The organism is Microcoleus anatoxicus, from assembly GCF_042465725.1.
GTDB classification, from domain to species: domain Bacteria; phylum Cyanobacteriota; class Cyanobacteriia; order Cyanobacteriales; family Microcoleaceae; genus Microcoleus; species Microcoleus anatoxicus.
In genome coordinates this window covers 3,400,529-3,419,557 of the sequence record NZ_CP120853.1, presented here as the reverse complement: position 1 = coordinate 3,419,557, position 19,029 = coordinate 3,400,529, and the positions used below count along the sequence as shown (strand labels likewise).

Annotated in this window: 21 protein-coding genes and 2 pseudogenes; 7 read left to right on the top strand and 16 right to left on the bottom strand. The window is 43.1% G+C overall.

The window, feature by feature from the left end:
• Positions 1-79 precede the first annotated feature (79 nt).
• Positions 80-532 carry a hypothetical protein gene (locus P2A85_RS14755; RefSeq protein WP_377473316.1) on the bottom strand — a complete coding sequence of 151 codons (453 nt, stop codon included), beginning with the start codon at positions 530-532 and terminating at the stop codon, positions 80-82.
• An 84-nt stretch (positions 533-616) separates the two neighbouring features.
• On the opposite strand from P2A85_RS14755, the gene P2A85_RS14750 reads away from it, so the two are divergent.
• Positions 617-1,936, top strand: a complete 1,320-nt coding sequence (locus P2A85_RS14750) for an IS4 family transposase (RefSeq protein WP_377481315.1) — start codon at positions 617-619, stop codon at positions 1,934-1,936.
• Positions 1,937-2,252: 316 nt separating this feature from the next.
• Here P2A85_RS14750 and P2A85_RS14745 read toward each other — a convergent pair.
• Positions 2,253-3,699 (bottom strand): annotated as a pseudogene (locus tag P2A85_RS14745) (IS5 family transposase).
• On the opposite strand from P2A85_RS14745, the gene P2A85_RS14740 reads away from it, so the two are divergent.
• Positions 3,668-3,826 carry a hypothetical protein gene (locus tag P2A85_RS14740; protein ID WP_377481785.1) on the top strand — a complete coding sequence of 53 codons (159 nt, stop codon included), beginning with the start codon at positions 3,668-3,670 and terminating at the stop codon, positions 3,824-3,826. The pseudogene P2A85_RS14745 and the gene P2A85_RS14740 sit on opposite strands and share 32 nt — an antisense overlap.
• Positions 3,827-3,884: 58 nt before the next feature.
• On the opposite strand, the gene P2A85_RS14735 is transcribed toward P2A85_RS14740, so the two are convergent.
• A complete protein-coding gene (locus P2A85_RS14735; protein ID WP_377473314.1) occupies positions 3,885-4,040 on the bottom strand; it encodes a hypothetical protein in 156 nt (51 codons plus the stop codon).
• A gap of 89 nt (positions 4,041-4,129) precedes the next feature.
• Between P2A85_RS14735 and P2A85_RS14730 the strand changes: the two genes are divergently transcribed.
• Both P2A85_RS14730 and P2A85_RS14725 read left to right on the top strand, forming a co-directional pair.
• The gene (locus P2A85_RS14730) at positions 4,130-4,426 is read left to right on the top strand and encodes a transposase (RefSeq protein WP_377473312.1); all 297 of its coding nucleotides are present in this window, start codon (positions 4,130-4,132) and stop codon (positions 4,424-4,426) included.
• Between the two features lie 597 nt (positions 4,427-5,023).
• Entirely contained in the window at positions 5,024-5,185 is a 162-nt protein-coding gene (locus tag P2A85_RS14725) for a reverse transcriptase N-terminal domain-containing protein (protein WP_377473310.1), read from the top strand.
• Here the strand turns inward: P2A85_RS14725 and P2A85_RS14720 are convergent.
• From P2A85_RS14720 to P2A85_RS14695, 6 genes are all read right to left on the bottom strand, one after another.
• Positions 5,174-6,337, bottom strand: a complete 1,164-nt coding sequence (locus tag P2A85_RS14720; RefSeq protein WP_377473308.1) for a hypothetical protein — start codon at positions 6,335-6,337, stop codon at positions 5,174-5,176. The two genes, P2A85_RS14725 and P2A85_RS14720, sit on opposite strands and share 12 nt — an antisense overlap.
• Positions 6,338-6,415: 78 nt before the next feature.
• Complete coding sequence (locus P2A85_RS14715; protein ID WP_377473306.1) at positions 6,416-6,997, bottom strand: thioredoxin family protein; 582 nt, start codon at positions 6,995-6,997, stop codon at positions 6,416-6,418.
• Positions 6,998-7,053: 56 nt separating this feature from the next.
• Positions 7,054-7,524 carry a VOC family protein gene (locus P2A85_RS14710; RefSeq protein WP_377473304.1) on the bottom strand — a complete coding sequence of 157 codons (471 nt, stop codon included), beginning with the start codon at positions 7,522-7,524 and terminating at the stop codon, positions 7,054-7,056.
• Positions 7,512-8,756, bottom strand: coding sequence for a Gfo/Idh/MocA family oxidoreductase (locus tag P2A85_RS14705; protein ID WP_377473302.1), 1,245 nt, complete (start codon positions 8,754-8,756; stop codon positions 7,512-7,514). Before P2A85_RS14705 ends, P2A85_RS14710 begins: the two co-directional genes overlap by 13 nt.
• Before the next feature lie 232 nt (positions 8,757-8,988).
• On the bottom strand, positions 8,989-9,378 hold the full coding sequence (locus P2A85_RS14700; RefSeq protein ID WP_377473300.1) for a cupin domain-containing protein: 390 nt from the start codon (positions 9,376-9,378) through the stop codon (positions 8,989-8,991).
• 15 nt (positions 9,379-9,393) lie between these two features.
• Positions 9,394-9,558 (bottom strand): transposase, encoded by a 165-nt coding sequence (locus tag P2A85_RS14695; RefSeq protein ID WP_377473297.1) that lies wholly within the window; start codon positions 9,556-9,558, stop codon positions 9,394-9,396.
• Positions 9,559-9,705: 147 nt separating this feature from the next.
• Here P2A85_RS14695 and P2A85_RS14690 point away from each other — a divergent pair, with 147 nt between their 5' ends.
• Positions 9,706-11,307, top strand: coding sequence for a 2-isopropylmalate synthase (locus tag P2A85_RS14690; RefSeq protein WP_377473295.1), 1,602 nt, complete (start codon positions 9,706-9,708; stop codon positions 11,305-11,307).
• Positions 11,308-11,910: 603 nt separating this feature from the next.
• Here the strand turns inward: P2A85_RS14690 and P2A85_RS14685 are convergent.
• Both P2A85_RS14685 and P2A85_RS14680 read right to left on the bottom strand, forming a co-directional pair.
• Positions 11,911-12,121 (bottom strand): annotated as a pseudogene (locus P2A85_RS14685) (transposase); the annotation flags it as partial.
• 456 nt (positions 12,122-12,577) lie between these two features.
• Positions 12,578-12,901 (bottom strand): transcriptional regulator, encoded by a 324-nt coding sequence (locus tag P2A85_RS14680; RefSeq protein WP_377473293.1) that lies wholly within the window; start codon positions 12,899-12,901, stop codon positions 12,578-12,580.
• Between the two features lie 767 nt (positions 12,902-13,668).
• On the opposite strand from P2A85_RS14680, the gene P2A85_RS14675 reads away from it, so the two are divergent.
• Positions 13,669-14,001: a DNA primase gene (locus P2A85_RS14675; RefSeq protein WP_377473291.1), complete on the top strand. Its 333-nt coding sequence runs from the start codon at positions 13,669-13,671 to the stop codon at positions 13,999-14,001.
• 102 nt (positions 14,002-14,103) lie between these two features.
• Here P2A85_RS14675 and P2A85_RS14670 read toward each other — a convergent pair whose 3' ends face one another.
• Positions 14,104-14,688 carry a hypothetical protein gene (locus tag P2A85_RS14670; RefSeq protein ID WP_377473289.1) on the bottom strand — a complete coding sequence of 195 codons (585 nt, stop codon included), beginning with the start codon at positions 14,686-14,688 and terminating at the stop codon, positions 14,104-14,106.
• Between the two features lie 112 nt (positions 14,689-14,800).
• Between P2A85_RS14670 and P2A85_RS14665 the strand changes: the two genes are divergently transcribed.
• Positions 14,801-16,120, top strand: a complete 1,320-nt coding sequence (locus tag P2A85_RS14665) for an IS4 family transposase (RefSeq protein ID WP_377481315.1) — start codon at positions 14,801-14,803, stop codon at positions 16,118-16,120.
• 63 nt (positions 16,121-16,183) lie between these two features.
• Here P2A85_RS14665 and P2A85_RS14660 read toward each other — a convergent pair whose 3' ends face one another.
• The 4 genes from P2A85_RS14660 to P2A85_RS14645 all read right to left on the bottom strand — a co-directional run bounded on the left by P2A85_RS14660 (position 16,184) and on the right by P2A85_RS14645 (position 18,961).
• Positions 16,184-17,680 carry a phosphatidylglycerol lysyltransferase domain-containing protein gene (locus tag P2A85_RS14660; RefSeq protein WP_377473287.1) on the bottom strand — a complete coding sequence of 499 codons (1,497 nt, stop codon included), beginning with the start codon at positions 17,678-17,680 and terminating at the stop codon, positions 16,184-16,186.
• Entirely contained in the window at positions 17,671-17,862 is a 192-nt protein-coding gene (locus P2A85_RS14655) for a hypothetical protein (RefSeq protein WP_377473285.1), read from the bottom strand. The genes P2A85_RS14660 and P2A85_RS14655 overlap by 10 nt, the downstream gene beginning before the upstream one ends.
• A 102-nt stretch (positions 17,863-17,964) precedes the next feature.
• Positions 17,965-18,387 carry a hypothetical protein gene (locus tag P2A85_RS14650; protein ID WP_377473283.1) on the bottom strand — a complete coding sequence of 141 codons (423 nt, stop codon included), beginning with the start codon at positions 18,385-18,387 and terminating at the stop codon, positions 17,965-17,967.
• Between the two features lie 16 nt (positions 18,388-18,403).
• On the bottom strand, positions 18,404-18,961 hold the full coding sequence (locus P2A85_RS14645) for an alpha/beta hydrolase (protein WP_377473281.1): 558 nt from the start codon (positions 18,959-18,961) through the stop codon (positions 18,404-18,406).
• Positions 18,962-19,029: the final 68 nt, after the last annotated feature.

The following is a 19,029-nucleotide window of genomic DNA, read 5'->3' as shown; positions in this document are numbered from 1 at the left end:
TCAATTCCGGTGCAACCGGAATCATTAGTAACAAGTTAGAAGGGAGTAGATTTTGTCAATACCTCTTGGGATAGAAATATTAGGTAATAATAATGATAATCAAATAGGGGTAAGGGTGAGAGAGTCCTCCTGCGGTGGACTCTCTCACCCAAGCACGATTATCATTATTAATAAGTTGTGGACTCGATTGGCGTTGCACCACGATCGATAATCGTGACGGGCGATCGATAATCGTGACGGGCGATCGATAACAGTGACGGGCGATCGATAACAGTGACAGGCGATCGATAACAGTGACAGGCGATCGATAACAGTGACGGGCGATCGATAACAGTGACGGGCGATCGATAACAGTGACGGGCGATCGATAACAGTGACGGGCGATCGATAACAGTGACAGGCGATCGATAACAGTGACGGGCGATCGATAACAGTGACGGGCGATCGATAACAGTGACAGGCGATCGATAACAGTGACAGGCGATCGATAACAGTTGCGGGCATTGGTATTATCGAAGGATATAATTGACAAATAATTGAGCGATTGTGTAGGTCAGTAAATATGGCTAAAAGTCAGAAAACCAACCGTGACCACGCCAAAAAAACTACAAAACCGATGGTGGAAGACGAGGAGATTGCCTCACAACTATCGGCATTACTAACACCGGCCATTACCTCACAAGAAAATTACTACCGTCAACTAGGTTTACGAGGGAGAATTCTTAACCTACCGTTGATGGTAGCAGCAGTATTAACCCTACTGTGGCGAGAGGTGGCTGGAGTAACAGAACTTACAAGAATGCTGGCAAGGGAAGGTTTTTTGTGGTGCGGACCTACGACAGTCAGTCAACAAGCAATGTCTCAAAGATTCTTAAGTTTTCCCGCCACATTATTTGAGGGAGTATTCAAAAATTTATTACCGAATTTAAGAACTGCTTGGCACCAGAGAAACCAACGACCTTTACCAGAAAGCATTCAATTTACCTTGACCAAATTTTCGAGAATTTGGATAGTAGATAGTTCAACTCTCGAATCATTATTTTGTCAGCTCAAAAGCCTCGAACATATACCCAAAGGGCAGTTGGCAGGAAAAATGGCAACGGTCATAGATTTAATGACCAGACTCCCGGTTGATATTTGGTTTCAGGAAAACCCGAGAGCTTCTGATGTTAAGCTTGAAGAAAATATCCTGCAATTAGTGCCAAGTAAAACCTTACTCTTACTGGATAGAGGATTTTACCATTTTAGCTTTTGGCTCAAATTAATTGAAGCAGATATCCACTTAATTACTCGTTTAAAAAAAGGAGCAGCCATTCAAGTAAAGCAAGTATTTACCAAAAGTTACGACCTGAGAGATAGTCTGGTACGTTTGGGTTCGGGAACAGCAAAAACTCCATTTATTACCTTACGTCTGATTGAAGTTCGTTCGGGTAAAGCTTGGCATTCTTATTTGACAAGCGTACTAGATCCTCAAGTTTTACCACCCTACGTAGTGGCAGATTTATATCGCAGGCGCTGGAGGATTGAAGATGCTTTTAATACCGTAAAAAGGCTTTTGGGATTAAGTTATTTGTGGACAGGTTCTCTCAACGGCATCCAGCTTCAAATTTGGGGGACTTGGATATTTTATGCAATCTTGGTCGATTTAGGTGATGCCGTTGCTGACCGACTATCTTTACCAATAGATTCGATTTCATTAGAGATGATTTACAGGGGTCTTTACCATTTTTATGTGGCTCATCAAAAAGGTAAGGCAACTGACTTGATCGAGTATTTCGCCGCGCCAGAAAATCGAGATTTAGGTATTGTTAAATCTCAACGAAAACCCAACGTTAAGTTAATTGTGGCACCTTTCCCCGATCGACAGCGAGGGTCTGACTGCTTTTTCTTTGAAGCATCTTCTCAAATCCCCTTGACAACAGCCATCCAAGCTTAACTTGTTACCAATGGCGCATGATAGGTTGATTGCTAAAAGATTGACGCGCTTTTAGATGGTGGCACGCTTATGTTTTTAGGCACGATGCAGAGATTTTCTCCTGAGTATATCTTGAGGCTAAAACAAATAGGGTTAGCTTTTTTTGAGAAGATAGCAACTGACCGATCGATAGCTGGAGAAACCCAAGATTTTTATCAGGGATTGCTTGCAGGATTGGATCGGGCAGTCAAGTTAATAGATGAAGAAGGCGGGGTACAAACACTTAGGGCTTGCTGAATAATCGATCGCTTTTTGGCGATCGGGAGTGATTGATTATTCAACCAGAGTTAAAGATGAGTTTTTCCTGCCTCATTTTGAGTGAAATATAAGCGCAAATTATGTTAAGCCCAAAAACAGGCATTGTTTTCCCCGAATCGCATAAAAACACACAAAAAACCAGGCGCCACCAGGTAGAAAGGTTCATTACTAAAAAAGTAATTGCAATAGCTGTACCAGAGGTATTCTCAAGTTTTGTCATTACCAGATTCAAGCTAAATCTTCGTTTACCTTGCCCAAATTTCCCTTCAATTGCCTGACGAATCTTCTCATCTTCCTTGGCTTGCTTCTTTTTTTCTTTACTCACATTTGCTGGGGGTCTTCCTAGGGGGGGTCCACTAATTCTAATGCCTTTTTCTTTACACCAAGCTCGGTTCTCTCTTGTACGGTAAATGCGATCTGCATGAACGGACTCTGGATAATATCCTGTGAACCTATGATATGCTTCTACTTGTGCTTTCAAGTCTCCTGATTCGTTAAAATTATCCCAGCTCATCCGGTCTAAAAATACATATCCTTCAAAACAACTCGCTGATAGTTTGGCTCCAAATTCTACCTTTTTCCCTGCTTTTCCTCTGATAATGGGACGAATATGGGGTTGACTTAAACTTACTATTCTATCCTCTATGCTCTGTTTGTTATTATCAAATAACCATTGCTGTTGGCGATAGACTTCTGTGAGAACCAGCAAAGTTTTATATTGCTTTTTATTCAGACTTTCTAGGGTCGCACCTGACTCGATTAGCTGTTCAATATGAGCGATGTTTCTTTTAATATATTGGAGTTGTTTTTTAATTGCCTGTCTTCTTTTGTTTCGGGTGGGTCGTCTTTGTTTGGCTACTGCTAAGTAGTCTTTTCTTGCTAGATTACGGTAGGTTCTTGGTTTTTTATGGTTTTTTTCTTTGATTTGTTTATACAGGATGTCTAGGATTTTTTCTGTATGAACTCTGGCTTTGTTTAATAGTCCTAAGTCGGTTGGATAGGTAATGTCGGCTGGAGCACAGGTTGCATCTATGATTAGTTTTCCGCGATTGGGTGACTCATTTTTGGCGTCCGAATCCTTTTTTTTTTCGGGTTTGATTGGGGTGAGTTCTCGCATTTTTTCAACCATGCGTTCGTTGACTTGATTAATTAGGTTGGGACTGATTCGTTGCCGAAAGTGTACTAATAGTGATGGATCAAATGGTAGTTCATTGCTGTAGCTTGATTGACCGATAAAGTATTGTAGATAGGGGTTTTCGCGGATCTGTTCTACTGTTTCAAGGGTCGCTAATTCCCAGTTTTTATTTAATAATTAATGCCCCCAATGCCATCCGAAAGGATTTGGCCCTTAAGCCCTTGGATGTGGGGAAGTTTTGAGCGTATTCTGATTCAAATTCAGACCACGGGATTAGTTCGCCCATTTTTACCCAACGGTTGTCAGCAGACAACCTTCCTCCGAAAGGCAGTTCAAACTCGGATGGGGGGCTAGAGGCAAGCTCAGCTTTTTTGTACACGATCGCAGGTGGTGATGCACGGGTTTTGACCTATTCTACCTCTTTATCTTGCACTTTACTCGATCGCGCCATCGAATAACTTTTCGCCACGTCAAGTGCGATCGATTATTCAGCAAGCCCTAAATAGCTCCACCTAATTAAACCGAAAACGCAAGGGCCGCATACTGTCCTCGCGTAGCCCTGGTTTCCAGACCTCTTGCGATCACGATCGCCAAATCGTACTCGTCGGCAAAAACTTGACAAGCTAACTCATCCCGCTTGAGATGTAACCATTCATCCTCAATACGATTCATTTGTGGACTATAGAACCCATTTGAGATCTTTTTAGTGATCGAGTAAAATCAGCAAGATAGAGAGCAATTTAAGCAGGTCAGGGCTGAAAATGGGTTATTCCAGCGATGTGAGCGACAAAGAGTGGGAAATTATCGAGCCATTATTACCACAAAAGAAAAAAACTCGACCGCCAGTGTGGACAAAGCGACAAATCCTCGATGGTATACTTTATCAACTCAAGAATGGTTGTAATTGGTCTGACTTACCCAGGGATCTACCACCATATTCCACGGTTTTCTGGCATTACCAAAATTGGTGTGAGGATGGTGTACTCGATCGGATCATGACAACATTACATAGCAAGGTGCGCGAACAAGTCAAAAAAAACCACAGTGGACGACATTGATAATAGTTGACTCACAAGCGGTGAAAAACACTTGCAATGAAGGGTGTTGAGTCGAAAGGTTTTTGTTTCTACAAATGCACTAATGGCATCAAAAGACATCTGGCAGTGGATATCCTAGGCTTTCCCTTCTTCACTCATTGCACCAAAGCTAACATATCTGACGACCCTCGGGGTTGATTGAAATGTTTGAGAAAAACATCGATTATTTCAAATCTAAACCGGCTTCGCTGCCTAAGACCACTATCTTACTAGATAACGGCTACCAAGACTGAAAAACTTACTCAAGCCTTGGAAGATATTTATCCCCAGATCATGACTAAGATTCAATTTGAACTCTCAGCCAAACCATCGAAAGCCGAAAAAGAGGCTTTCATGACAATCTGGATTTGTGCCTGTTGCCGCTAGATGGGTGATTGAGAGGTCGAACGCTTGGGTGGAAAGATGTAAAAGCTTGATCAAAAACTTTGACCGTACACTGGCTCGTTCCAATGCCAAGCTCCAGCTTTGTTTTATTCGGCTGATGCTTAAACGACTAGGCACCGCCTAAAAAGATCTCAAATGGGTTCTATAAGGTGGCAAAAAGAAAATTAGCAAGCCTTGTTATTGTCTGTCCGACAAATCACTCAAACCAATCAAGGTAAACAAACCGCTGGTATTGATAAGGAGGTAATCAACTCACCACTCCAAAGAGTGGAATTTGTTAATAGGTTGCCTATTCTTCTACCGACTAGCAATTACCATAGGTTCCTATGGTGCTAATTGCGGGATGAGATCCTCCTCTGTATTTTTCTCTAGGTCCAGTTGGTTTTGGCGAATGCATTCCTCCAATGCCGCCACCCATGAATCGGAGATAGAGGCTGCCTTGGCCTCTGCAACAATCTGTTCAAGAGGATTTATGTGAGCCAAGCTCAGTCCCCTCAAACTAGCGATCTGGTGATCGCTCACATCTTGCTCAAAGCATTCGGGTAAGCCAAGCCCCATAACACGAAAGTTCAGAATTGTCCGAATGCACTTCTCACAACATCCACAGTTCCGATCCAGGTGTTCTCCCTGCCAACACACACGGATAGAGCGGGTGGCTTCTTTCCAACTAGCAATCTCACGAACCTTCTCATTACGTGTAACGGCAGCAGCGTCGTGAACGATCTGAAAAGAACCACTCGACATCAAGTGATCTGTAACTGGGTTGGAACCCCAAGGCAGTAGCAAGCTGTTGTATGGCTCTGAGCTAGCTATAAGCCCATCAGTATATTCGTTCTGTAGCAGCATCAGGCATGACGCCATGCCTGAACCAAATGCATCCTCCCAATCTGGAAGATGAGCGTGCCACAACTGGCGGAAATTGGTTGCGATAGGTATCAAAGTCACTCCCACACTAGCAAGTGTTGCTTTTGACTTCCGGGCAGCACGCTCGTAAACGTCAGTCTCCGAAAGCGGGATGTCGAACCCTTGAATCATAATTGCTGCCTGGAGATTGCGTTTCCACCGACCGCAGCGCCCAGTGCTGTGCCGAAAAGCAGTGAAAGAGCTATCAACGCCTCCAGAGAAAGTCATTAATGCCGTGTCGGAAGTTGCTCTAGGCTGCTCTTTCTCAATATCTGGAAAGATCTCGATCTTTGTATATCGGTCGGGCCTCCAGTGCACCCAAGCTGCCTGAAACTCCTCAAGATTCCTCATTAGAATTGGCGAAACTTCGCCGTGAACTATCAGGTCGGCAGATTGGCGCATTGCCATGAAAAGGGTAGCTAAAACAAATGAATCACACCCTTTGGTAATCGCAAAACGGTGCTCAGCTGGCAGCTTATACCACAAACGAACATTACTTTGCTCAGACCCTTCGATTTTTGCAGCAGCAATCACCGAGCCATCAATCTCTTCAATATTTTCTCTCCAAAGATGGATTTGTTGCATTTTACAGTCCTCGCGCTAATTGCTGTAATAAAAGTTGAACTAACTGAGTAGAAACCCATCTCAGCCTTACAATGGGAACTAAACCAGATCACATGCCTCAGGCGGCATCCAATGAGGATCGCGGTTTTTCCACTTAACGTTGCAACCAATCGGATTAGTCTTCTCAACAGCAGGACGCCTTCCAGCTAGCACGGCCTCAATTGCATCGCACAACTCACGGGTGGTTTCAGAACCTGGGTTGCGAGGGTTGTCATCCATTCGCCCAGTGTAGCGTAGTCTGCGATCAGCATCGAACAAGAAGAAATGCGGTGTGCGTAGCGCGCCGTAAGCTCTAGCCACGTCCTGGATCTCATCGCGTACGTAGGGAAACTTAAAGCCCTTTTCTTTGGCACGCTCAATCATGTGCTCGAAGGAATCTGTGGGATGGTTATCTGTCTCATTAGAATTGATTTCAATCATTGCTAAGCCCTTAGGAAAGTAATCCTCATAGATTGCTTTCATGCGTTCCTCGCTACCTATTACAAATGGGCAGTGGTTACAGGCAAAAACAATCAGCAAGGCGCGTGCCTCCGCAAAATTTGAAAGAGAATATGTCTTTCCGTCTACACCAGGAAGTTCAAAATCCGGTGCGGGACTGCCAATCTCCAGCGTAAAACCCATGACTGTCAAACTCCTAAAAACAACTCAGTGAATAGAGTATCACAAAAACTACATATCTATCCTTTCCAGTTTTTCGGTAACTGGTTCAGTTCAATAATATTCCCCTCTGGGTCTTTAAAGTAGACGAACTTCAGACCATTTGCAGCTGGTGGCTCAGTGACAAGAATTGGCTTTTGAGAAAAGAACTCTACACCCCTGCTCTGTAGGCTCGCAAACATTTCGTCAATATCGTCAACAACAAAAGCCATGTGCCTAAAGCCAGGACAATTTGACAGAGATTGCTCAGGACTTCTGCCAATCTTAGGAGTATATTCAATCATCTCAATTTGTATATCACTGCCTGGGACTCTCAAATGAGTACCTCTCGCACTAGCATCGGGAATACCTACACCTTCTCTGAAAGCGGCAGTATCAATCGTAAATTTCCATGCAATTTGGAAATTCAGATATTGGGTATAAAATAAAATCATTCTGTCAAGGTCTTCAACAACTAGTCCGACATGTCTTGCGTTAACTACTTTTGCCATAACTTATCGCCTTCCTCTTTAGATATTTGCCTGAATTCAACCCCTATTTTACCATCAAAATATAGCATTTTGCGCTTTTCTATAAAATCAAGAAAATCACAACCTAGGCTATCAATCTTATTATTACTGAATAACTGAATAAACCAGAGTTGCATGAGATCGAAGTCATGATTTTGGGAGTTCATTATTCCTTCTGAAAACTTTTTATTAGTTAAACTTAAAACATTCTTCATTAGCTCTGAGAATGAATTAATTTTATTCCAAGTGGCAAAACCTTCGGACTTATCTTCTTCAAAGCACTGAATAGCATGACTTAGCATTGCAAGCATGTTATTATCAGCCTCGTTGAAGAACCGACTCTCAATAAGTTCTTTTCCATGAAAAAGAACCACACCAGCTTCTACTCCAGATAAGTTTTCACAGATAGGGGCATAAATTGCGTGTAGGTAGTAATTATTCATGAAGAAGATATCTAGATATCTATAAACTCTGTTAGCACAAAGATTGGAATAGTGAATATACAAATTTCCATCAGCGTTTTTACCTATAATTACACCTTGACCGTGGTCTTTAAGAACTCTGTCTTTCAGAACCATATCTTTGCTATTTACGTAAACCAGATCTGTTATATCACCAAATAAGTTGTTACAAATATATAGTTGATGTGGAATTTCAATTTCAAACACTGACGGAGGTAATTGTGATTCTCTAAAAGCCCTAGCTTTTGAAGATTCAAGACGTCGATCCTTAGAAAAGTTGGTAACAGCTATATGTAATTTTAGTTGATACCTATCAATAAAATTTCGTATGTTATGGTGTACTTTTGAATGCAAGTAGTTCTCAATTTTTATGATTTTGATTTTCTCTATCAAACTCTGACTCTGTTCACAATCTTCAAAGATAATGAAAGGCTTTTCAACAATGTAATTTTGAAATCCATATTCAGTCATTTTTTGAATAATCTCAAAAAAAGTTCCACTGGGAGTGCAGAGATCAATAATAGTGTCTTGTGGATTAATTTTGGTTTCGCTGATTAATTCACCAATGTCTAAATATACTTTGTAGTATCCTCCCACCTGCAAGAGTAAATTCGATAATTCCTTTCCAAAGGCATTTATCCTATCGATAAAATATATTTTACTGATATCACACGTTCCCCCTTTGGCTAGATCATAGTATGATTTAAAATGAAGAAATCCAGCCTTCCCAGTACCCACAATTACAATATTCATCTTTCCTCCTTTACAATATTCATCTTTCCTCCTTATTTGAAGGCTACTGAAGGTAATGCATCCGCTCTTCAGATATATTCTTACATCGGCAAAAATTATTGGGAAATAAGTGTTTATGGCACAAATTTTATCTGGAAATAGCTATCTACGCTGGCACTACTTTAGTCGCGAAACGTAGATAGGCTATTTGAGATTCTCCGCCTTACAAGCCAGAATTCTGAGGGATTGGATATCAGTTAGCTGCTTCTACTGAAATGTGCTCAACATCTTCAAAAAATGAGCCGTCAGCAATGTGAAAGGCAATATACTTTACTGGTTGATCGCCAACGCAGCTCAAGCAGTGTTCAGTCTTGTAAGGAATAACTGTGCACATGCCAGGTTTCAATGAAAGTTCTTGATCGCCAATACTTAACTTTGCATTACCTTCCAAGATGTAATATCTCTCTTCAGTTAAAGGATGAAAATGACGTTGACCAGCGCAATTTGGATGAATGGTCGCGTAGGCAAGCCTAACAATATGTTGATTTCTCCTCGTGGATGACGCGAAGAGCAGTACTCTTTCTACATTTCCACCATATACAAATGCAGTATCGATCGGACTAAGATAGTTATGAGCTTTCATTTTTTTATGACACTACTAAGAGACAACTGGTGCGGCCTCTAAGAGACCAACTTTGACAAGTACGGTGGGATGAAGCCCATACTGCTCCGCTAGTTCGGCAAGGGTCTGATCCCCTCGCAGGGTGGCAAGGGCGACTTGGGCTTTGAACTGAGGACTGTATTGTTTACGTTTATTACTCATGAACTACTCCTACCATTTTCAACAGCTCAGAGCTTAGACCCCTGTTCAGTTTGGGCAGGCTATTTTATCAAAAGTGATTTTTTCGTGTAGATTACTTGATAAGGTTTATTCAAATAAGCCTTTCATTGACACCAGAAAAGTACGGTTATGAATTTTCAACCTCAAACAGATCGAATCATCATCTTTGACACAACCCTAAGGGATGGAGAACAGTCACCGGGCGCGAGCTTAACGCCTGAAGAGAAACTGATCATCGCTCACCAACTAGCTCTGCTGGGGGTCGATGTGATTGAAGCTGGATTTGCAGCTTCGAGCCTTGGTGATTTTGAAGCTGTGAGAAACATCGCTCAGAAAGTTGGAGTCGAGGGAGGACCTGTTATTTGTAGTTTAGCAAGAGCTATCCAACAAGATATTAAGATGGCAGCAGAAGCATTGAAACCCACTGCCCAGGCCCGAATTCACACTTTTATCTCAACTTCTGATATTCACCTCAAATATCAGTTGAAGAAATCAAGAAGCGAAGTGCTGGCAATCACCGAAGAAATGGTGGCTTATGCCAAGTCGTTTGTGAATGATGTTGAGTTCTCGCCCATGGATGCAACACGGTCTGATCCACAGTATCTGTACCAGGTGTTGGAGCGAGCTATTGACGCGGGCGCAACTACTATTAATATACCTGACACTGTCGGCTATAGCACACCCAGAGAGATGGGGGATTTGATTCGGGGGATTCGAGCGCATGTTTCCAACATAGACCAAGTGATCCTCTCCGTTCATACGCAAAATGACCTAGGCTTGGCTACAGCTAATGCACTTGCAGCGCTTGAGCAGGGAGCACGCCAGGTGGAGTGCACCATTAACGGGATTGGCGAGCGATCAGGCAATGCCGCCCTCGAGGAAATCGTTATGGGGCTAGAGACTCGTAAGCGTTACTTTAATCACTTCTTAGGTCATCCAGCTGACTCGGAAACACCGCTGACCAACATCAATACCCGAGAAATTTACAAAACGTCTCGACTTGTCACCAACTTGACGGGAATTTTGGTCCAACCTAACAAAGCCATTGTTGGAGCGAATGCCTTTGCTCACGAGTCTGGGATTCACCAAGACGGTATTCTCAAACATCGACAGACCTACGAAATTATGGATGCTGCTTCCATCGGCCTGAGCGAGAACCGAATTGTCCTGGGCAAACACTCCGGGCGAAATGCCTTTCGAACGAGGTTAGAGGAACTGGGGTTTGAACTGAGCGAAACAGAGCTGAACAAAGCTTTCATTCGCTTTAAGGAAGTTGCCGATAAGAAAAAGGAAATGTCGGATTGGGATCTAGAAGCGATTGTTAGAGATGAAACCCGAATTCAGATAGACCCAGGCTATCGGCTAGAGCACATTCAAATCTCCTGTGGCAATCACGCTTGTCCGACTGCAACAGTGACGATTATGACACCCAATGGTGAAGTCTTTACTGAGGCGGCAGTAGGTACAGGTCCAGTAGACGCAGTCTATCAAGCTATTAATCGGCTAGTGAAGCTGCCCAATAAACTTATTGAGTTCTCTGTACAGTCTGTGACTGCTGGAATTGACGCTCTAGGGACAGTTACTATCCGGCTGCTGCACCAGGAGGACATCTTTTACGGTCAGGCGGCAGATACTGATATTGTGGTAGCCGCAGCCTACGCTTATATGAATGCGCTGAATCGACTCAATAGGTATCTGCAGCAATCAGGAACTGTGCAAAAATCCAAGTAAGATCCTCACAATATATGGTTCGCTATACGATGTTAGCAACTGGAAGATTCAAAGAGTTCTAGAAGTCACCTCAAAAATAGGGAGTTAGAGCCAGAGAAGTTGATTTGGGTAGAATCCATGGATTTGACAGATGGTCAAAGGAGGTTTTAGCTCGGCTGATTTCTCAAGGTTCTCAACCTGCTAATAGGAGAGGCTGGTCTTGCAGGAACAACTGATATGGCTCCCGAAGACAGGAGCCAGAGAGCTGACGGGGTGACACCCCCGTCAGCTCTCGCGATAAAATCAAGGACATAGCCCTCATACCCCTCTGAAAAAATGGTAATTTATTGCGCCTGATTCTCATTAATGAGCGTAATAATGTCTTAACAAAATTCCATGCCAATTCCCTCCGCTTCGCTGCGCCCAATATTGACCATATAATCCTATCCAAAAACTACTGTGTCGCCTGATTGAGCGCCCGCACTCAGTTAACCTACCCACATATTTTTGAATTCCCATATTCTTGATTTTTTGACATTGAAGAACAGCACAACTGTAGGCAAATGGCTATCAGTAATATTAAGCTGTTTAAGCGCTGATTATTAGCGTGGCTTTTCTCGCTTATTATAGCAACCGCTTTCGTCGGCGCCGGACGCAAGGCGTAAGACATTCTTGATCGCCAGAACGTAAGCAATCAAACTGATTCTTGTGTTTACGAATTCGACTCTTAAGCCAAGACCAGCATTGTTCAATGCAAGTTGAAATCTGGGGAGTACGGCAGTAAATACAACAGTCTACACCCTGCACTTTGAATCAATTCCTGAATCCTACCGCGTAATTGACCTCTAGCATTTGTCCCAGAATGATGTTTCCCAACTGGGTATTGACGTATATGATCGATTGTATTGCAAATCTTCAATCAGATTATCAACCCACCCCTGATAAGAGATGTATGGCACCTTAAAAACAGGTCTTAACTCTTCCCAATCCTCCACTTGAAAAAGATAGGGCGCTAACTGTTCTAAGTAGGAACGACCGAACTGAAATTCCATGTTGAGATTCCGAATCTTCGACAGTAATTTCTCTGAAATGGAAAGTTTTTCAAAGATATCTAATTCTGAAATACCCTTAACTGCCATGCTGTCTATTAACAAGACATAAAGCCTTTTGCGGGATGTTATATCCGGTAATAAATCAGCTTTAATACGCTGTAAAAATAAGTCGCGCTTCTGAATTTGTTCGGCAGTTAGCGTGGCATTGAAATATTGAATAAATGGATCTTTTTCTCTTGTTAAGATGCTTTCCGATACTTCTGCTGTTGTGCTTTTTTTTTACGAGCGATCGCCTCATAGGGATCTTCATCCCCTTCCGCATATTGCATCAACTCTGTCATAGACCAACCGATCGCATAGGCAAACTGGACTAACTTTTGCAATCTGGGATCGGCTTTGCCCTCGCTCCAGTTCACCAGCGTGTTGAATGAAACTCCTGTAATCCTTCCTAGTTCCCTAGAACTACCAACGCGCTCATCCTCCACCAACGCCTCTATTAACTGACCGAGACGTTTCTGGATTCCACTATCGAGCGCTAAATTTTCCTCTACTTTCGTTGACATTCCTGTTTTCTAATAGCTAAGGAGTTGCCGCAGGCATAATTGTATCGCCTGTATTATACCAGAATAACTCGTTTTACAGTCAATAGTATGATTCGCCTAACTTAATCTAAGCTCCAATTGCTAGCCTTAGACGGGATAATGATAGCCACTAATACTTTGACCCAAAACGTAACAATTCTTTACTTGATCAAAGTTATACTCGGCTATATGCTAGTTAAATGATAAATACTTTTATCAGACCCTCTAAAAATTTTGCCTCACCCTAATCCTAGTCGGAATCGCAAGTGAGGCTATTCTACCAGTGGAAGAGATACAGTTGTACAGAAAAACAACCTTAGAATCCCCATTCTGATTTTTTTCTGAACTGGACTCTTCCCAGACATTAAACACCGACGGCTGTTTGACAGCGATAGCCACCGGACCTACTGAAGTTGTCATCTGACGAGAGAGTTAACTGCCAGATCGGGCAGACTCTTGACTGTACTTCCATCGACCGGACTTAACCGACTCTTGATGGCGGTACATCACATCTATCGGCCGACTTGTTGGAGCCGACTCTTGATGATGGTACATCTCTGGCCGACTTGTTAGAGCCAGCTTTTGATGATGGTACATCTCTGGCCGACTTGTTAAAGCTGCCTTGATGGTTTTTCCATATTAAACCATTAGAAGCACTGAATCAATAGGTATGTCTTAGAATTTCTAGTATTTAAGACATTTGCTGCTCCAACATTCGGCTTCCTCTACCCTTTGGAATAGGAGCCAAAATGCACTACAACGACCTAAGCACCCGCCTGTACCAGGGCTTGTCGCGGATTCCTCAAGACTGGCAACTCTGCTTGCTCGACGGCAAGAAAGTCCCTCAAGGCACGGGCTGGCAGCAAAAGCCACTGACTCCCGCCCAAATGAAAGAAGCCGTAACCAACGGCTGGATGGTAGACAAAGCCGATGGCACTCAATACCGCTGCTACCCCAAAGGCTACGGACCGATCACCGGTACGCCAATTGCCGCCAACGGCGCTGCTTACGTAGTCATTAGGGCAATCAAAGACTGGCAAAAGCAAAAGAACTCAGAAACCGCGAAGACGGAGGAGAGTTGATAGCGATCGCTGACATTTACCCCCAGCCCTGCCACCGCCGCTACTCATTAGTAACAAGTTAGAAGGGAGTAGATTTTGTCAATACCTCTTGGGATAGAAATATTAGGTAATAATAATGATAATCAAATAGGGGTAAGGGTGAGAGAGTCCTCCTGCGGTGGACTCTCTCACCCAAGCACGATTATCATTATTAATAAGTTGTGGACTCGATTGGCGTTGCACCACGATCGATAACAGTGACGGGCGATCGATAACAGTGACGGGCGATCGATAACAGTGACGGGCGATCGATAACAGTGACAGGCGATCGATAACAGTGACAGGCGATCGATAACAGTGACGGGCGATCGATAACAGTGACGGGCGATCGATAACAGTGACGGGCGATCGATAACAGTGACGGGCGATCGATAACAGTGACAGGCGATCGATAACAGTGACAGGCGATCGATAACAGTGACAGGCGATCGATAACAGTGACAGGCGATCGATAACAGTGACGGGCGATCGATAACAGTGACGGGCGATCGATAACAGTGACAGGCGATCGATAACAGTGACGGGCGATCGATAACAGTGACGGGCGATCGATAACAGTGACAGGCGATCGATAACAGTGACGGGCGATCGATAACAGTGACAGGCGATCGATAACAGTGACAGGCGATCGATAACAGTTGCGGGCATTGGTATTATCGAAGGATATAATTGACAAATAATTGAGCGATTGTGTAGGTCAGTAAATATGGCTAAAAGTCAGAAAACCAACCGTGACCACGCCAAAAAAACTACAAAACCGATGGTGGAAGACGAGGAGATTGCCTCACAACTATCGGCATTACTAACACCGGCCATTACCTCACAAGAAAATTACTACCGTCAACTAGGTTTACGAGGGAGAATTCTTAACCTACCGTTGATGGTAGCAGCAGTATTAACCCTACTGTGGCGAGAGGTGGCTGGAGTAACAGAACTTACAAGAATGCTGGCAAGGGAAGGTTTTTTGTGGTGCGGACCTACGACAGTCAGTCAACAAGCAATGTCTCAAAGATTCTTAAGTTTTCCCGCCACATTATTTGAGGGAGTATTCAAAAATTTATTACCGAATTTAAGAACTGCTTGGCACCAGAGAAACCAACGACCTTTACCAGAAAGCATTCAATTTACCTTGACCAAATTTTCGAGAATTTGGATAGTAGATAGTTCAACTCTCGAATCATTATTTTGTCAGCTCAAAAGCCTCGAACATATACCCAAAGGGCAGTTGGCAGGAAAAATGGCAACGGTCATAGATTTAATGACCAGACTCCCGGTTGATATTTGGTTTCAGGAAAACCCGAGAGCTTCTGATGTTAAGCTTGAAGAAAATATCCTGCAATTAGTGCCAAGTAAAACCTTACTCTTACTGGATAGAGGATTTTACCATTTTAGCTTTTGGCTCAAATTAATTGAAGCAGATATCCACTTAATTACTCGTTTAAAAAAAGGAGCAGCCATTCAAGTAAAGCAAGTATTTACCAAAAGTTACGACCTGAGAGATAGTCTGGTACGTTTGGGTTCGGGAACAGCAAAAACTCCATTTATTACCTTACGTCTGATTGAAGTTCGTTCGGGTAAAGCTTGGCATTCTTATTTGACAAGCGTACTAGATCCTCAAGTTTTACCACCCTACGTAGTGGCAGATTTATATCGCAGGCGCTGGAGGATTGAAGATGCTTTTAATACCGTAAAAAGGCTTTTGGGATTAAGTTATTTGTGGACAGGTTCTCTCAACGGCATCCAGCTTCAAATTTGGGGGACTTGGATATTTTATGCAATCTTGGTCGATTTAGGTGATGCCGTTGCTGACCGACTATCTTTACCAATAGATTCGATTTCATTAGAGATGATTTACAGGGGTCTTTACCATTTTTATGTGGCTCATCAAAAAGGTAAGGCAACTGACTTGATCGAGTATTTCGCCGCGCCAGAAAATCGAGATTTAGGTATTGTTAAATCTCAACGAAAACCCAACGTTAAGTTAATTGTGGCACCTTTCCCCGATCGACAGCGAGGGTCTGACTGCTTTTTCTTTGAAGCATCTTCTCAAATCCCCTTGACAACAGCCATCCAAGCTTAACTTGTTACCAATGAACCGGAATTGATATTATTTCTTCCTTCTTCCTTCTTCCTTCTTCCTTCTCTAACTTCCCGGCCGCAAATAATCCCAAAGTCGATCGCCCGAATCAGCCCGAATCAACGCAACTACAACATCCGGCAAACTACCCAAACTGGGATAAACCAAATAACGCGCTTCCCAGCGCGGCCCAAACTTATCTTTAAAACTGTGCAATCCCTGAAAATTATAAAACTTACTCAAGTGTTCAGAAAGATAAATTAACACCTTTTCCAAACGCCCAGATTTTTCAGCTTCTCCCACTCCCACCAAAGCCGATAAACCCAAGTCAAATTCTGTATATCCCAATTCTTGACAGTGCTGCAACATCGAAGCAAATAAACACTCCATCGTGCCATTTTCCACCTCGGTCACTCGTCGCATTAAATCAACTCCAACTACCTGATTTCCCGAAGATATCATATTAGCAAAAGCACTAATTTTACCATCGGGTGTATGGATAGCTATAGCGCGAGTTTCTCGTAGATATGTCTCGTTAAACCAGCCTACAGAAAAACGTTTTTCTGCACCCTGAACCATTGGCAGCCACTCATCACTCACAGCTTTCATTTGCCGTATCAAGTCAGAACTTAAAGGTGGTTCGTAAAATTTGACTTGGTGTCCGGCTTTGGTCAACCGATTTATGGCAGTTCTTAAGTTTTGTTTAGCCTTGCCTTTGAGACTAAAATCTTTGAGATTGACCATGGCTGATTCGCCAATTTGTATGACTCGAAAACCGAGAGCATGATATATTTCTAAATCATCCGGTAAAGTTTGATAAAATGTCGGATACCAATCATTGCGATCGCAAAATTCTTGAAACCCCAAAATGGCCTCTTTGCGGTCTTCTATTGGCCCGATGGGGTCTCCCAAGGCGATCGCACCTCTGCCTTTTGGCACATAGGCGATCGCCGTTTTTCCCGAAGGACTAAAATAATAAGATTTATCCTCAAGTAACGCTAATCTCCCTAGGGTAGTCCGTCCATATTTGGCGATAATTTCTTGAGCTTTATACCGTTCTGAAGAACTTGCCGAATCTCGCAACAGCACGGGACGCAGCAGCATCAAAAGTGCATAACCAAGCGTTACCGAACCCACAGCATAAATCGAATCCGCAAAAAACATTGCAAACCGAGCTTTTGGAACCAATCCTGCATTATCCGCCGTAAAAAACATTGCCATAGTTTGGAATAGCGCTCGATCCCAATCAAAATTAACCCCTTGTTCGTTAACTTCAAAACGCCCATCCAGAATGTAAAAACCCATCGTCCCGTAAGCGAGGGTAAACAACAAAGCGCCTAGCAAAACCCGAATTCCTTGAGCAATGGAAGGGCGATCGGACTTAGCAGTAAAAGTCTGACGCATCACCAACAACTGAAACAAGAGTACCCCAGAAAGCAAACTTTCTTCAACATCCAATCCCTTGATTAAATGAACGACAATAGAAAGGCTTAACAATCCTACTGTCAGCAACCAAGCAATCCGTTTTCGCCTCAACAAATTAGTTGCCAGAGTTAGCAGCATAAATCCGATAACTGCGGCAAAAAAATGCCCGCCAGCCCTGACGGTAAAAGGAAAAAAGGCTCTAACCAATTTCGGCGATCGGGTAAACTAGGAGTTACAGCAGACAGCAGATTAATCACTCCTACCAATCCGGTTAAAAATGATGCCGTCCAGAGTCCAATTCTAGTTTTTTGACTTAACACAGTTCACCTTTTTATTTGCTATTTGCTATCTTCTATTTTTTCTGTGCGCTCAGTGATATGTTAAACCAATTTTTTATGAGGCTGCATAGAATCTGATCCCCCCTAACCCCCCTTAATAAGGGGGGGACAAGAGTTACTCAAAGTCCCCCTTATTAAGGGGGATTTAGGGGGATCGGGATATGTGCAACGACTCATTAAATTGGTATTAAACTGCTTTCCAACATAACTCAAAGAATCCGCCAAATGCTTATGCCAATAATTCCAACCGACATCAGGGCCAACAATCCCATGTCCCCCCGGAAATTTGTTAAACTCATTCGCAACACCCAAACTATTTAGTTGAGCGTGAAACTGTTGAGTGGAAGTAAGAAACTTCTCATCTCCTTCCCCCGCATCCAAATAAGCCCGGAGTCTTTGTCTATCTTTAATAGAAAGTTTCTCAACTAAATATTTAGGACTATTAGCCTTGCCACTTTGATCCGTAAAATAGCCACTGTGGCTGAACAGAATATTAAAATTATTCAAGTAGCGCAAACCGATATTAAAAGCACCCCAACCCCCCGAAGATTGTCCCCCCCATTGCCCAGAATTTGGGGTCTTCCAGGGTTCGATAGCGCGATTTGATCTCAGAAACCAATTCCGAGCCGATCGCGCTTCCCACCAGACCATTAGGCCCATCAAAATACTGCGGGTCCCACAAAGGACTCGTACCCCGCTGGTCGTTTCCGTCAGGAGTAATTATAATTGAGGGCGGTAATCTTTTGCTTTGATACAAGTCGTGAAGCACAGAAGTAACAGCAGCTTTGTCTTGATAAGCCCGTGGGTCTCCGTGTCCCCCGTGTAACAAAAAAATAACTGGATAACGCTGTTGGGAATTTTTAGCGTACCCAGGTGGTAAAATTAAGCCGTAAGTGCGCTGTGAATTCATAGCCACACTTTTATATGTTTTGAGTTCAAAATTCAAGTTGACATCGGTGACTACTTTCGGAGGGTCTAACTGAGGTGCTCCGGCGATAAAAACGTACCAATATCCAGTTGCGCCTAATAGGAGAATAGTAACTGTACCGACACCCAAAACTTTGCCGATCCATTTAGGCATAATGTTAGTTGATTGTTGACGGTTCACTGTTGACTGTTATTTGTTACATATAAAATCATTAATGCCCG